Genomic DNA, 14,194 nt, shown 5'->3' on the forward strand with positions numbered 1-14,194 from the left:
CACACACATACTGAAAATGAAAAAGATATTGGTGACGGGAGCCAACGGACAGCTGGGTAGTGAAATGCGTCTGCTGGCAGAAGAGCACAAAGATTTTGAGTATTTTTTTACCGATGTGGCGGAACTCGACATCTGCGATGAAAAGGCTGTGATGGACTTTGTTTCGGCGCATCAGATTGACGGAATTGTGAATTGTGCGGCTTACACGGCGGTCGATAAGGCGGAGGACAACGTGGAACTTTGCGACAAACTGAATCGTGTGGCGCCGGGCTATCTGGCCAAGGCGGTGCAGAGCCGCGGCGGTTGGCTGGTGCAAGTGTCTACGGACTATGTGTTCGACGGAACCGCTCATATCCCTTATCGGGAAGAAGACACTCCTTGTCCGAATTCCGTGTACGGCTCTACCAAGTTGGGAGGAGAACAGGAGGCCTTGAAGTATTGCCCGAATACGATGATTATCCGTACGGCATGGCTGTATTCTAGCTTCGGCAACAATTTTGTGAAGACAATGATTCGGCTGGGGCAGGAGAAAGAGACGCTGGGCGTCATTTTCGACCAGATTGGAACACCGACGTATGCACGCGATTTGGCTCAGGCCATCTTTGTGGCATTGGAGAAGGGGATTGTGCCCGGTATTTATCATTTCAGCAACGAAGGGGTTTGTTCCTGGTATGATTTTACCAAAGCCATTCACCGGTTGGCTGGGATTACCACTTGTCACGTGTTGCCGCTTCACACGGAAGATTATTCCACCAAGGCTTGCCGTCCGCACTATTCCGTGCTCGACAAGACGAAGCTGAAGAAGACCTACGGAGTGGAGGTGCCCTACTGGATGGACAGTCTGGCAGAATGTATTGAAAAATTAAAACAATAAATATGGCAAATCAGGAAATAGCAAGAAGACGAACATTCGCGATTATCGCGCACCCGGATGCCGGTAAAACCTCATTGACGGAAAAGCTGTTGCTTTTCGGTGGGCAGATTCAGGTGGCCGGAGCCGTAAAATCAAACAAAATCAAGAAAACGGCCACGTCCGACTGGATGGACATCGAGAAGCAGCGTGGTATTTCGGTGACTACCTCCGTGATGGAGTTTGACTACCATGACTATAAGATTAATATCCTCGATACACCGGGTCACCAGGATTTTGCCGAAGATACGTACCGTACGCTGACGGCGGTGGACAGTGTCATCATCGTGGTGGATGGAGCGAAGGGTGTGGAATCGCAGACCCGTAAGCTGATGGAGGTTTGCCGTATGCGTAACACGCCGGTGATTATCTTCGTGAACAAGATGGACCGTGAGGCCAAGGACCCGTTTGATTTGCTGGATGAACTGGAAGAAGAGCTGGTTATCAACGTGCGTCCGCTGACGTGGCCGATTGAGAGTGGTCCGCGTTTCAAAGGAGTGTACAACATCTACGAACAGAAGCTGAATCTTTTCCAGCCGTCCAAGCAGGTGGTGACGGAGAAGGTGGAAGTGGATATCCATACGGAAGACCTGGACAATCATATCGGTACGCCGCTGGCGGACAAGCTGCGCAGCGAACTGGAACTGATTGAGGGGGTTTATCCGGAATTCAATGTGGACGATTACCTGAAAGGGGAATTGGCTCCGGTGTTTTTCGGTTCGGCGTTGAACAATTTCGGTGTGCAGGAATTGCTCGACTGCTTTGTGGAGATTGCGCCGAGTCCGCGTCCGGTGCAGGCAGAGGAACGTATCGTGATGCCAGAAGAGCCCAAGTTCACGGGTTTCGTGTTCAAGATTACGGCCAACATCGACCCGAACCATCGTTCGTGTGTGGCTTTTTGCAAGGTATGTTCTGGCAAGTTTACCCGCAACACGCCGTATCTGCACGTGCGTCACAATAAGACCATGCGTTTTTCTTCACCCACGCAGTTCATGGCCCAGCGCAAGACTACGGTGGATGAGGCCTGGGCAGGCGATATTATCGGTCTGCCGGACAACGGTACGTTCAAGATTGGCGATACGCTGACCGAAGGTGAAATCCTACATTTCAAGGGATTGCCCAGCTTCTCTCCGGAAATGTTCAAGTACATCGAGAATGCCGACCCGATGAAGACCAAGCAGTTGAACAAGGGTATCGATCAGCTGATGGACGAAGGTGTGGCACAGCTGTTTGTCAACCAATTCAATGGCCGGAAGATTATCGGTACGGTAGGGCAGTTGCAGTTTGAAGTGATTCAGTACCGTCTAGAGAATGAATACAATGCCAAATGCCGTTGGGAACCGTTGAGCCTCTACAAGGCGTGCTGGATTGAAAGTGACGATCCGGCAGAACTGGAGGCCTTCAAGAAGCGCAAGTACCAGTATATGGCCAAAGACCGCGACGGACGCGATGTGTTCCTGGCCGACAGCGGTTATGTGCTTCAGATGGCGCAGATGGACTTCAAGCACATCAAGTTCCATTTCACCAGCGAGTTCTAAAAAAGAAGATAAGATATAAACATATAAAAGGCAGGAAAGTAAACCGCTCTCCTGCCTTTTTTATATCCCTAAATTGGGATATTTACTGAATGTTCTATTTTAGTTTTGGCATGTCGGTCAAAATCTGTTTGCGTTTTCCATAAATCGTTTGAATATTTTGTATTTTTTATCCTCTCTATTAATTACTATTAATATTAGTAGTCCTACTAAAACTTTTAGTTGTTTGTCCGATAATTTTCATATCTTCGTATGGTATTAATCTTAAATGAGCTGTTTATGAAGAAGCTGACACCAAAAGAAGAAGAAATAATGAATATCCTATGGACCCATGGCCCTTTGTTTATCCGTGAAATGTTGGCATTCTATTCGGAGCCGAAACCACATTACAATACAGTAGCTACTCTGGTGAAGCTGTTGGTAGAAAAAGGCTTTGTCAGTTATCGTGCGTTTGGAAACACCTACCGTTATGAAGCAAAAATAACAGAAAATGAATACAAGGGTTCAGCTATCGGAGAGATTGTTTCTCAATATTTTGATAATTCTTATACCAAGGTTGTTTCTCAGTTTATTGAAGATGAGAAAATGAACTTGGAGGAACTGAAGCAGTTGATAGCTCAGATAGAGGAGGGGAAGAATAATCGTAAATTTTGAACCTATGGTAGCCCTTTTAATCTATTTACTGAAAAGCTCTTTCTGCCTGACATTGTTCTATGGGTTCTATAAGCTACTTTGTGCTTCGACCACTCGCTTTTCCTTGAACCGATGGGTGTTGGTGGGCGGAATGTTGACCTGCCTGTTGTTGCCTTTCGTTTCTCTGGAATTAGAGCATGAACCTTTAGTGCAGTCTCCTTTTAGCCTTATGGAGGAATGGAAACAGCCTGTTGATGTAATATCTGCTTCTGCTACAGGTATGGTGGAGATTACTCAGAAGGAAGCCAATTATTGGGATTGGCTTGTGCTGTTGATGGTGGCTTATCTGTCGGGATGTGCCTTTATTCTTTTGCAATGGGTTGTAGGCTATATCCGTCTGTTCCGTTGGATAAACGGGCAGGAATATAAAGAATGTAATGGATTACGATGGGTGTTGTATGATATTCCTGTCCGTCCTTTTAGCTGGGGAACGTATATCGTCATGAACAGTCAGGAATATGAAGAATATTCTCCGGTCCGTTTGCATGAGGAAATGCATTGCCGGTATGGACATTGTTATGATAATCTGCTGATACAGTTTATTCTAATCTTTCATTGGTGGAATCCGTTGGTGTGGAAACTGAAGCATGAACTTAGTAGTGTTCATGAGTATCAGGCCGATGAAGGTGTACTGAATCAAGGCATCGATGTAAAAACATATCAATTGTTATTGGTGAGGAAAGCAGTGGGTTCAAGGCTCTACTCTATGGCTTGCGGTTTTACTCACAGTTCACTTAAAAAACGTATATCTATGATGTCGAAAAAAAGAAACAGTAAGTGGGTCCGGCTGCGTGTCTTGTTAGCCGTACCTTTGGCTGCAGGGGTCGTGTATGCCTTTGCGAGGCCGGAAGTGAAAGAAACGGTAGCGGATTATGGCGCAGCTCTTCAAACGAAGCATCAAGGAAAAGAAAAATCCGGATTAATGGTGAGGGACACAGCACAGCAGCGGAATGCAGACAATCTGATGCTGGATCATATTTCGTCGGAAAAGGCGTATGTGCTGGAATTGTATTGTAACCAGCGGAATCAGTTTCTTTTCGGGCCTGAAAATCATATTTCAAAGAAGAAGTTTGTTGATTATGGAACCATGATGGACGAGGCCAAGAAGCAATTGAAAGACTCTTTCGTCAAATTGTATGCTGAGCAGAAAACGGAAATGTCTCCTATCGTTGTCCGTATTGTAGCAGACCGCAATACAAAGATGGGGGCGATAACTATTGCCAAGCAGAAACTGGTAAAAGCGTATGATGAGGTCAGACGGGAGCTTGCGAAAACTTATCCTCAGGAATTGGTGAATGAATGTTTGATTTCCCGTTTCTATTATGCTTCTCCGAAAGCATATGCGGATGTACCGGTGGGTGTGGCCGATAAGAGTGTTCCGTTGCCGGGATATGAAGTCCGATTTTTGAAAGATAATGTGATAGTAGGTGAGTTGGAGGATTTTTCTCTGGATGAACTTTCTTCGAAAATCAAGCAGTTATGTGAGGGAAATAAGGCTGAAAACCTTTCCGTTTCGCTAAAGATACCTTCAGATGCTTCTGAAGGGGTGGTATATGATATCAAGCAGGCATTACGTGACGGATATATGCTTAAACTGAATCTTATGAGTGGTTTTTAGAATTGATTCGTGTAATAGTCTGTATTTGAAAACTTAGTTTTAAAATTTATGAAACCTTTTTCCTTTTATTTAAGTCTTATATTCGTTGTATCGGTGTTTGCTTCTTGTCAGAAGGATGGTAAAAGTATTGTTACTCCGGTATCCAGTGGTAGGCCTTATGAGGTACTGGTAGTTGCGGATGACAAATGTTGGAACAGTCCGGATAGTGCGCTTTTCCATGTACTTGATACCGATGTACCGGGATTGCCCCAACCGGAACGTTCTTTCCGGATTTCGAGAGTTCGTCCGGAGTATTTTGACCGTAGTACCCGTCTGTTCCGCAACATCATTATTGCGGATATTCAGGACATCTATACGCAAACCAAATTCAAGTATACCCGTGACGCGTATTCTTCTCCACAGATGATTATGACTATCCAGTCGCCGAATCAGGAAGAGTTTGCTGAATATGTATCCAAGAATGGACAGGTGATTATTGATTTCTTTACCCGGGCAGAAATGAACCGAGAAGTAAAACTGTTGGAGAAGAAGCATAATGATGTCTTGTCTGCCAAGGTACAAAGCTTTTTTGACTGTGATATCTGGATGCCGGTAGAACTGGCTTCGTACAAGGTTGGCCAACAGTTCTTGTGGGCTTCCAGCAACCTGAATGATTTGAACTTTGTTATCTACACTTATCCGTATACCAGCAAGGGAACTTTTACAAAGGCATATTTCATAGAAAAACGAGATTCTGTGATGAAAGCCAACATTCCGGGAGTAAAAGAAGGTATGTATATGGTGACTGCCGATTCTATTTTTGTAGAAGCTCGTAATATTGCAGTGCAGGGTGATTATGCATATGAAGTACGCGGTTTGTGGGAGATGGAGAACGATGCGATGGGAGGCCCTTTCGTTTCACATGTTCGTGTTGACCGTACGAACGGTCGGATTGTCGTAGTAGAAGGTTTCGTTTATAATCCGGGCAAACTGAAACGTGACCAGATTCGTAAACTGAATGCTGCCCTTTATACGTTGAAACTTCCTCTAGAGAAAAAGACGGGAGAACTTCCTGTAGACAATCAGATTTCGGAAGAAAAGGTAATGAAAGACAACTTATGAAAGATAGTACATTTATTATATCGTTGATTAGCACTCTATTGTCCCGTTGTAAAAGCATAAATTGAATTCGAAACCGGAATTTCCCCTGTTTGGGCTGCCCAACCTTATTTGCGGGAGATATCTAGAGATACAAAAAGCCAACTAATCCATAATGCTGTGTGTGTGAATTAGTTGGCTGACTTTATAACATTTAATGAATAGCCTTTTTTATATCCTTAAATTCGTTTCCTTTGCCAGCTTCCTTTTTTCAGGTAAATATAACTCAGCAGGCCGATGGCTCCGGCATATACATGTTCGGAGAACCAGCATACGGCTACGTCCATTTTCAGGAGCAGAATGATGAGGACGATGAAAATCAGGTAGCAGGTCAGGGCAATCATCTCCAGCAGAAAAGCAGCCCGGGTATCGCCTGTACCCGATACAGATTGGAAGAAAATAAATCCGGCACACTGGAAGAGATAGCTGGAGCAGAGTACCCAAAGCGTAGGGACGGCGGCATCTACCAGGTCGGGCATGTCGGTGTAGATACGGAGTACATACGTAGGCAGACAGGCTATCAGCAGGATGACAGGCCAGACAATGTAGGTGCAGAGCCGTACGTGCTGCCGGATGGTCGGCATGACATAGCGTGCTTCTCCGGCTCCAAGCAGGTTGCTGACAAGAGCGCTACAGGTGGAGGCAAAAGCCGTAATGGTCATGAACGGCACGCTCGACACGTTGCGTACGATGTTGGTGATGGCCAGTGAACGTTCGCCCAGGTGCTCGATGAAGATGAAGAACAGAAACCAGGTGCTGATGGATACCGCATTCTGTATCATGGTCCATAGCGATACGCTCATGATGCGTTTCAGTTCTGCCCATCGGAACTTCACCAGTTGGTTCAGTCCGTATTTGGTACAGTCCACCTGCCGAACGGTGTAGACGATGAAAAAGAGCATGGATACCAGTTCTGCCAGTGAAGAACCGATGGCTGCTCCGGCAATGCCCAACGCCGGAAATCCCAGTTTCCCGAATACGAGGATATAATTGAATACCACGTTCGATGTGACCATAACGATGGAGTTGAGCGTGAGGGTCTTGGTCTGGGTGGTGCCTACAAAGAAAGCCCGGAACATAATAGCCACGAACGAGAAGAAAAATCCGAATACCCGCCAGTTGATGTAGCTCACGGCTGCCTCACAGACCCGGGGAGACGCTACTACGTGCGACAATATCCAGGGAGAAAACAGTTGGGACAGGGTGAACATGACCAGTGCCATGGCCAGCAGGAAGTAAATTCCCTGATAGAAAATGGAACCGATTTTCCGGAAATTACCTTCTCCGTTGCGACGGGCAATCAGAATCTGCGAGCCGATGCTGAAACCGAATCCCAGCATGAAGATGGCCAGGTAATATACGCCCGCAATGGCCGAAGCACCCAATTCCACTTCGCCCACCCGCCCCATGAAGGCCGTATCGGTCATGCCGATGAGTTGTTCCATGAGCAGACTGATCAAGATGGGGTAAGCCACCTTCCATATTTCGCGGTTGGTATATTTCGTATGCATAAAAAACGGATATCAGATGATGGGGAAATGTGGTGCAAAGATACGATAATTCTGCATAAAAAAAGACCATCCTTTTGCAAGGACAGTCTTTTGTTTGTCTTTTTCTGAAAGAAGAATTATGCTTCAGCAGGAGCTTCTGTAGCAGCTTCTTCAGCAGGAGCAGCAGCTTCTTCTTCTGCCTTGGCAGCAGCCTCAGCTTCAGCTTTTGCAGCAGCTTCAGCAGCTTTCTTTTCAGCTACCTTCTTCGCGATTTCTTCGTTTACTTTCTTTTCAGCTTCCAAACGTGCTTTAGCTTCAGCTTTCTTAGCTTCTTCTTCTTTAGCTTTCAAAGCAGCCAAACCTGACTGTTTGTTTTCTTTCCAAGCGTTGAATTTAGCTTCAGCCTGTGCTTCATCGAATGCGCCTTTAGCTACACCGCCCAGCAGGTGTTTCTTCATGTACACACCTTCGCGAGACAAGATGTTGCGTACTGTGTCAGTAGGCTGTGCACCTACCATTACCCAGTGTAATGCACGTTCAAAATTCAAATCTACTGTGGCAGGATTGGTGTTCGGATTGTAAGTACCAATTTTTTCAGTAAATCTACCATCACGTGGTGCTCTTGCGTCTGCAATAACAATTGAATAGAACGCATATCCTTTGCGTCCGTTTCTTTGCAATCTGATTTTAGTTGCCATTTTTCTTAATTAGTTTTTTTAATGTAAATGATTTGAATTATGCTAATAACCCGTATTAGCGGGTGCAAAGGTACAACTTTTCTTTTGTTCTACAAATAGTTGCGCCAATTATTTATTGATTTCGCGCAGCCATTTTTCCAGTTCGCCCGTCCATTGGCGTTTGTAAGGGAAACTGTCGTTGTATCCCCAGCCGTGTCCTCCCACCGGATAGATGTGCAGGCTGGCGGGGACTTTATTGTTGACGAGGGCAGTGTAGTAGTTTACGCTGTTGGCCACGGGAACCACCGTGTCATCGCTGCTGTGCAGGATGAAGGCCGGTGGGGTCTGTGGGTTGACCTGCTGTTCGTTGGAATATTTTTGTTCCAGTTCCTTCGAAGGATTCCTGCCTAACAAATCATCATGGGAGCCTGTATGTGTGTAGCCCGGGTCCATGGTGATGACCGGATAGAACAGAATCTGGAAATCCGGGCGGGTTTCTGCATCCGTGAAATGAGTGGCTACCGTACTGGCCAGATGCCCTCCTGCCGACGATCCCATGATACCCAGCTTCTTCACATTCCATTCTGTGGTGTGCTGCTGCATGATGCGGAGGGCTTGCTGGGCATCGCTCAGCGGCACTTCGTGATGTCCGTTGGGCATGCGGTAGCGTAGCACGGCATAAGTGATGCCTTGGCTGTTGAACCAGGCGGCCATATCGTGGCCTTCGTGTCCCATGGCCAAAGTCCAGTATCCTCCTCCGGGGCAGGCCACGATGGCCATCCCGTTACTTTTTTCTGCCGGATAGACGGTCAGCACGGGTTCTTCCACGTAAAGCGGTCCATCTTTTACCTGTTGGGTCATTTCGTTGGTGTTGGGGGCACCATCGGGCCATATCTTGATTTCAATGCCTTTTTGGGCAAAGAGGTGGCTGGATATCAGCAGCCACCCCATGAGCAGTAGTTTTTTCATGTGTCGTATGAGTCTGAGGTTATTTTTTCAGTTTCATGCTGGCCTTGACCAGATAGGCTATCAGCAGCAGATAGACAATTAGTGATACCAGCTCACTCATCGGATTGCTCAGCCATTCCTCGTGGATGAGGTTGATGTTGCAATAGCGCATGATGGCACTTACCACTCCCATCAGAGCACCTCCGGCAATGAATCCGGAAGCCAGCAGCGTACCTTTTTCGCCGCGTGCCGTGTTGACGGCTTCGTCCTTGCTGCGGGAAGTCACGTACCAGTTGATGGCTCCACCCACCAGCAACGGGAGGTTCAGTTCCAAGGGGATGAACATACCCAGCGCGAAGGCCAGGGCAGGCACCTTGCAGAAGGTCAGTACCAGTGCCAGTACCGCACCGATGCCATAGAGCAACCATGGGGCACCTACTCCGTTCATCAGCGGGTCGATGACAGCTGCCATGGCGTTGGCCTGTGGGGCAGCCAGTTGTCCGCTGGTGAATCCATACGAATCGTTCAGTACCATGATGACGCCGCCTACGGTAGCTGCCGAAACCAGTGTGCCGAGGAACTTCCAGCTTTCCTGCTTCTTGGGTGTGCTACCCAGCCAATAACCGATTTTCAGGTCGGTGATGAAACCGCCGGCCATGGACAATGCAGTGCAGACCACGCCACCCATTACCAGTGAAGCCACCATACCCGTGGCACCTTTCAGGCCCACGGCCACCATGATGACGGAAGCCAGAATCAAGGTCATCAGGGTCATGCCCGATACCGGGTTCGTACCGACGATGGCGATGGCATTGGCCGCCACGGTGGTGAAGAGGAAGGAGATTCCCGCTACCAGCAGGATGGCTACTACAGTATGTAGGATGTTGCCTTGCATCACGTCGAAATAGAAGAAGAGTACCACGAGCAACAGGGTGAACAAAGAACCGAAGGCGATGATTTTCATGGACAGGTCTTTCTGTGTGCGTTCCACACTTTCTTCGGTCTTCTTTCCTTTCATCTCATTGGCAGCCAAGCTGACCGCACTCTTGATGATGCCCCATGAACGTACGATACCGATGATACCTGCCATGGCGATACCTCCGATACCGATGCTCTTGGCATATTCCTTGAAGATGAGTTCGGGCGACATGTCTTTCACGGCCATGGTGATGTCCGGATTCCAGGCATTCAGCACCTGGTCGCCCCAGAACAGGGAGATACCTGGAACGATGACCCACCATACCACCAGGGAGCCGGCACAGATGATGGCCGCATATTTCAGGCCGACGATGTAACCGAGTCCCAGTACGGCAGCTCCCGTATTGATTTTGAAAACCAGTTTGAACTTGTCGGCAATGGTCTCGCCCCATCCACAGATACGGCTTGTAAAGTTCTCGTTCCACCAGCCGAACGTACCCACGATGAAGTCGTACAGACCGCCTACCAGTCCGGCCATGAGCAACGGTTTGGCCTGGTCACCTCCCTTTTCACCCGATACAAGTACCTGGGTACTGGCGGTCGCTTCCGGGAAGGGATATTCCCCGTGTTTGTCTTTCACGAAATATTTGCGGAACGGAATCAGGAACAGGATGCCCAGCACGCCGCCCAGCAGGGAGCTGATGAACATCTGCATGAAGTTGACCGTCATTTCCGGATATTTTTCCTGCAGAATGTAGAGGGCCGGCAGGGTAAAGATGGCTCCTGCCACGATGACGCCCGAGCAGGCACCGATGGACTGGATCATGACGTTTTCACCCAGTGCGCCTTTGCGTTTGGTGGCACTGGAAATGCCCACGGCAATGATGGCGATAGGGATGGCTGCTTCGAACACCTGTCCCACTTTCAGGCCCAGGTAAGCGGCGGCAGCCGAGAAGATGACGGCCATGACAAGTCCCCATGTCACGGACCACAGGTTTACTTCAGGATACGTTTTTCCGGGAGACATGAGTGGTTCGTATTTTTCTCCCGGTTTGAGCGGACGGAACGCGTTGTCGGGCAATCCCGTCGGTTTTTCTTGTGTCTCTTTCATGAATAATATTGCATTATGATTTGATTAATATTCTTTCGGGTGTCCAAAAGTAGTAAAAATCATTCATATTCATGCAAAAGGCTCCTTATTTTTGCGCTGTAGAAAAACGCAAGTACGTTTCAGATAGAATGCTTTTACGCTTGAAGGGAAGCACTAGTTTGTTTGAGGTAAAACGCAAAGGTGCATTAATCAAAACTCTTTGACATTTCAGATTGAGCGTAAGTACGTGGTTAAAGACGGTTTTAGACCATAATAAAACAGGAGAAACACCCGCAGATGTTCCTCCTGAATAAGTATGAAAAACGACTGTATTTTAGTTGTTTGCATCGGCTGATGCCGGTGTCATGTCTCCCTCTACTACCAAGCGGGTGATTTCGTTCTTGGAGTTGGTGCGCAGGGTGATGGTCTTGCGGAAATGTCCGGGGAATTTGCCGGCTCCGTTGTAAGTCACTGTCACCTCACCGCTTTCACCCGGTTTGATGGGTTCTTTCGGATACTGAGGTACGGTACATCCGCACGAAGCGATGGCCTGATGAATTACCAGTGGTCCGTCGCCCGTATTGGTGAACTTGAATTTGCAAGTCACTTTCGGACTGCTTTCAGAGAAAGAGCCAAAGTTGTATGTAGTTTTTTCAAACGTAATCTGTGCTGTTCCCTGTGCGATGACGAACAGGATGTTCATTACGCACAACAAGGTAGTAAATAAAATCTTCTTCATTTTCTTTTGTTTTTAATCCTTACTCTTGACAACTTCGCAAAGATAGTGTTTTTATGCTAAAGGGGTATGTTTGTGCAGTTTTATTAACATACTTGAAGTGTTGTTATCTGTTTACCTGCTTTACCCCTTTCACGGTTTTTATCTTCTTGATCAGTGATTCCAGCTTAGCATTGTCGTCCACCGTCACGGTCAGCATGCCCGAGAACAGTCCGTCGTGCGAGTCAATGCTGATGGAACGCAACAGAATATTGCTTTCCTTATTAATAATGGACGTGATGTTGGTCACGATGCCGATGTCGTCATGTCCGATGATACGGAGCGTGATGGGATACTGCTTTCCTTGGCTCTTCCCGGCCCAGCGTGCCTTAACAATACGATAAGGGAAGCGGGAACGCATTTCCTTGGCGTTCGGACAGTCGCAGCGGTGAATCTTGATACCTCCGTTGATGCTCACAAAGCCGAACACTTCATCGCCGTAAATCGGGTTGCAGCATTTGGCCAGAGTGAAATCCAGTCCCTTCAGGTTCTGGTCGATAACCAGCACGTCGTCCTTGTAGTCCTTGGCATCGGTCGGCTGCTGGATGTTGAACGACTCTGCACTGCGGTAGCTGATTTCTTCGCGCTGCTCGGTCTCCTTCTTCTGCATGTCGAGGTACTTGTCGATGATGTCGTTCACATCGATTGACTCGTCGGCAATGCTTTGGTAGAAATCGGTCACGGTCTTGAAGCCCAGTTTCCGGATGAGGCGCATCAGGATGGCTTCATCGTATTCCATTTTCCGGTTCTTGAATTTCCGTTCCAGGGTTTCCTTGGCAAATTCTGTCTGGCGGGCTGCAATCTCTTTCAATGCCTGACGTATTTTGTTGCGGGCTTTCGCCGTGGTGACGAAGGTCAGCCAGTCGCGTTTCGGCGTCTGAGTGTTCGAGGTCATGATTTCCACCTGGTCACCGCTGTTCAGTTTCTGGCGGAGCTGCACGTTCTTTCCGTTCACGCGGGCACCCGTACACCGGCATCCCAAGTTGGAGTGGATAGAGAAGGCAAAGTCGAGCACGGTGGCTCCCTGCGGCAGTTTGTACAAATCGCCTTTGGGAGTGAACACGAACACTTCGTCTTTGTACAAGTCCAGTTTGAACTGGTCCATGGCATCCAAGTCGTTGTCAGCATTTTCCAGTGTTTCCCGGATGGAGTTCAGCCATTCGTCCAGACCGCTTTCCCCCTTGATACCTTTGTATCGCCAGTGGGCGGCAAGACCTTTTTCGGCAATCTCATCCATGCGTTCCGTACGGATTTGTACCTCTACCCATTTGCCTTCCGGTCCCATGACAGTGATGTGTAAAGACTCGTATCCGTTGCTCTTCGGCACGGACAACCAGTCGCGCAGACGTTTGGGGTTGGGCAAGTACATATCGGTCACGATGGAGTAGGCCTGCCAGCACTCCTGCTTCTCCTTGTCGAGCGGAGAATCAAGGATGATACGGATGGCAAACAGGTCGTACACGCCTTCGAAGGGGCATCCCTGCTTTTTCATCTTCTGGTAGATGGAGTGGATGGACTTGGTACGTCCTTTCATGTGGAACTTCAGTCCGGCTTCTTCCAGTTTTTTCTTTATCGGTTCGATGAATGCGTCAATGTAGCGGTCGCGCGCTTGTTTGGTGGCATTCAGTTTCTCCTTGATATAATAGTACACGTCATGCTGCGTGTATTTCAGTGACAAATCCTCCAGTTCCGATTTCAGCTTGTACAGTCCCAGTTTGTGTGCCAGCGGGGCATACAGGTAGGCCGCTTCGTTGGCCACTTCCAGTCGGGCTTCTTCATTCGGGCTGTCCTTTATCTGCCGCATCAGGTTCACACGGTCGGCAATGATAATCAGGATGACCCGCATGTCTTCGGCAAACGACAGAAGCAGGTTGCGGAAATTTTCCGATTCGATGATGGGACTCTTGGAATATAGTTCGTTGATTTTTACAAGTCCCCGGATAATGCCGGCCACGTCTTCTCCGTATTCCTCCTTGACGGACTCCAGGCTGCACAAGTTGTATTTCACAGACTCATGAAGCATGATGCCCAGAATCGAGGCGCGGCGCATACCGATTTCTTCGGCTACGATAACAGCCGTCTGCATGTCTTTGATGATGGGGTTCATTTGGAAGACATTCCGTGGAATAGTTCCTTCCGACATGGCTTTTATGAGGTGGTTCTTCAGTTTGCGGCAGTCATCTTTTTGTAACGTGTCTTTTGATAGTAATAACAGCCTTTTATAAAGCTGAATCAGTTGTTTGTGCTCTTCCGGCGTGAAAAATTCATTGTTCTCCATAATGCCTCGTTTTGTTGTTTGTGGGTAAAGTTACTTTTTTTTTATCGATATGGTGCATTCTTACTGTATTTTTTCTATTTTTGAGCATGATTCTGAATGCAGAAAGAATATTCATTACCTAAATA

11 protein-coding genes are annotated in these 14,194 nt (G+C 47.7%); 5 read left to right on the forward strand and 6 right to left on the reverse strand.

The annotated features are described in order from the left end of the window. Nucleotides 1-16 precede the first annotated feature (16 nt). The 5 genes from rfbD to OCV81_RS08235 all read left to right on the forward strand — a co-directional run bounded on the left by rfbD (nt 17) and on the right by OCV81_RS08235 (nt 5,857). Complete coding sequence (rfbD, locus tag OCV81_RS08215) at nt 17-874, forward strand: dTDP-4-dehydrorhamnose reductase (RefSeq protein ID WP_148329600.1); 858 nt, start codon at nt 17-19, stop codon at nt 872-874. Between the two features lie 2 nt (nt 875-876). Further along, nucleotides 877-2,448, forward strand: coding sequence for a peptide chain release factor 3 (locus OCV81_RS08220; RefSeq protein WP_148329601.1), 1,572 nt, complete (start codon nt 877-879; stop codon nt 2,446-2,448). Between the two features lie 276 nt (nt 2,449-2,724). Next, entirely contained in the window at nt 2,725-3,099 is a 375-nt protein-coding gene (locus tag OCV81_RS08225; protein WP_148329602.1) for a BlaI/MecI/CopY family transcriptional regulator, read from the forward strand. Between the two features lie 4 nt (nt 3,100-3,103). After that, the gene (locus tag OCV81_RS08230; protein WP_262640285.1) at nt 3,104-4,756 is read left to right on the forward strand and encodes a M56 family metallopeptidase; all 1,653 of its coding nucleotides are present in this window, start codon (nt 3,104-3,106) and stop codon (nt 4,754-4,756) included. Between the two features lie 48 nt (nt 4,757-4,804). After that, complete coding sequence (locus OCV81_RS08235) at nt 4,805-5,857, forward strand: DUF4837 family protein (RefSeq protein ID WP_148329603.1); 1,053 nt, start codon at nt 4,805-4,807, stop codon at nt 5,855-5,857. A 215-nt stretch (nt 5,858-6,072) separates the two neighbouring features. Here the strand turns inward: OCV81_RS08235 and OCV81_RS08240 are convergent, their stop codons facing one another. From OCV81_RS08240 to OCV81_RS08265, 6 genes are all read right to left on the reverse strand, one after another. Beyond that, nucleotides 6,073-7,404 (reverse strand): MATE family efflux transporter, encoded by a 1,332-nt coding sequence (locus tag OCV81_RS08240; protein WP_148329604.1) that lies wholly within the window; start codon nt 7,402-7,404, stop codon nt 6,073-6,075. 116 nt (nt 7,405-7,520) lie between these two features. Beyond that, entirely contained in the window at nt 7,521-8,081 is a 561-nt protein-coding gene (locus OCV81_RS08245) for a 30S ribosomal protein S16 (RefSeq protein WP_022353329.1), read from the reverse strand. Between the two features lie 108 nt (nt 8,082-8,189). Continuing rightward, nucleotides 8,190-9,029, reverse strand: a complete 840-nt coding sequence (locus OCV81_RS08250) for an alpha/beta hydrolase (protein ID WP_148329605.1) — start codon at nt 9,027-9,029, stop codon at nt 8,190-8,192. A 19-nt stretch (nt 9,030-9,048) separates the two neighbouring features. Then, nucleotides 9,049-11,037: an OPT family oligopeptide transporter gene (locus tag OCV81_RS08255; RefSeq protein WP_148329606.1), complete on the reverse strand. Its 1,989-nt coding sequence runs from the start codon at nt 11,035-11,037 to the stop codon at nt 9,049-9,051. A 313-nt stretch (nt 11,038-11,350) separates the two neighbouring features. Beyond that, entirely contained in the window at nt 11,351-11,755 is a 405-nt protein-coding gene (locus OCV81_RS08260) for a DUF1573 domain-containing protein (RefSeq protein ID WP_148329607.1), read from the reverse strand. Between the two features lie 103 nt (nt 11,756-11,858). Then, nucleotides 11,859-14,069 (reverse strand): RelA/SpoT family protein, encoded by a 2,211-nt coding sequence (locus OCV81_RS08265; protein ID WP_148329608.1) that lies wholly within the window; start codon nt 14,067-14,069, stop codon nt 11,859-11,861. Between the last annotated feature and the right edge of the window lie 125 nt (nt 14,070-14,194).

The organism is Phocaeicola fibrisolvens (assembly GCF_025567125.1).
Taxonomy (GTDB): Bacteria; Bacteroidota; Bacteroidia; order Bacteroidales; family Bacteroidaceae; genus Phocaeicola; species Phocaeicola fibrisolvens.

Excerpts from the sequence above, each read along its gene's own strand:
- OCV81_RS08240 (WP_148329604.1), bottom strand. The coding sequence starts at position 7,404 with ATGCATACGAAATATACCAACCGCGAAATATGGAAGGTGGCTTACCCC.
- OCV81_RS08245 (WP_022353329.1), bottom strand. The coding sequence starts at position 8,081 with ATGGCAACTAAAATCAGATTGCAAAGAAACGGACGCAAAGGATATGCG.
- OCV81_RS08235 (WP_148329603.1), top strand. The coding sequence starts at position 4,805 with ATGAAACCTTTTTCCTTTTATTTAAGTCTTATATTCGTTGTATCGGTG.
- OCV81_RS08220 (WP_148329601.1), top strand. The coding sequence starts at position 877 with ATGGCAAATCAGGAAATAGCAAGAAGACGAACATTCGCGATTATCGCG.
- OCV81_RS08225 (WP_148329602.1), top strand. The coding sequence starts at position 2,725 with ATGAAGAAGCTGACACCAAAAGAAGAAGAAATAATGAATATCCTATGG.
- OCV81_RS08260 (WP_148329607.1), bottom strand. The coding sequence starts at position 11,755 with ATGAAGAAGATTTTATTTACTACCTTGTTGTGCGTAATGAACATCCTG.
- OCV81_RS08255 (WP_148329606.1), bottom strand. The coding sequence starts at position 11,037 with ATGAAAGAGACACAAGAAAAACCGACGGGATTGCCCGACAACGCGTTC.
- rfbD (WP_148329600.1), top strand. The coding sequence starts at position 17 with ATGAAAAAGATATTGGTGACGGGAGCCAACGGACAGCTGGGTAGTGAA.
- OCV81_RS08250 (WP_148329605.1), bottom strand. The coding sequence starts at position 9,029 with ATGAAAAAACTACTGCTCATGGGGTGGCTGCTGATATCCAGCCACCTC.
- OCV81_RS08265 (WP_148329608.1), bottom strand. The coding sequence starts at position 14,069 with ATGGAGAACAATGAATTTTTCACGCCGGAAGAGCACAAACAACTGATT.
- OCV81_RS08230 (WP_262640285.1), top strand. The coding sequence starts at position 3,104 with ATGGTAGCCCTTTTAATCTATTTACTGAAAAGCTCTTTCTGCCTGACA.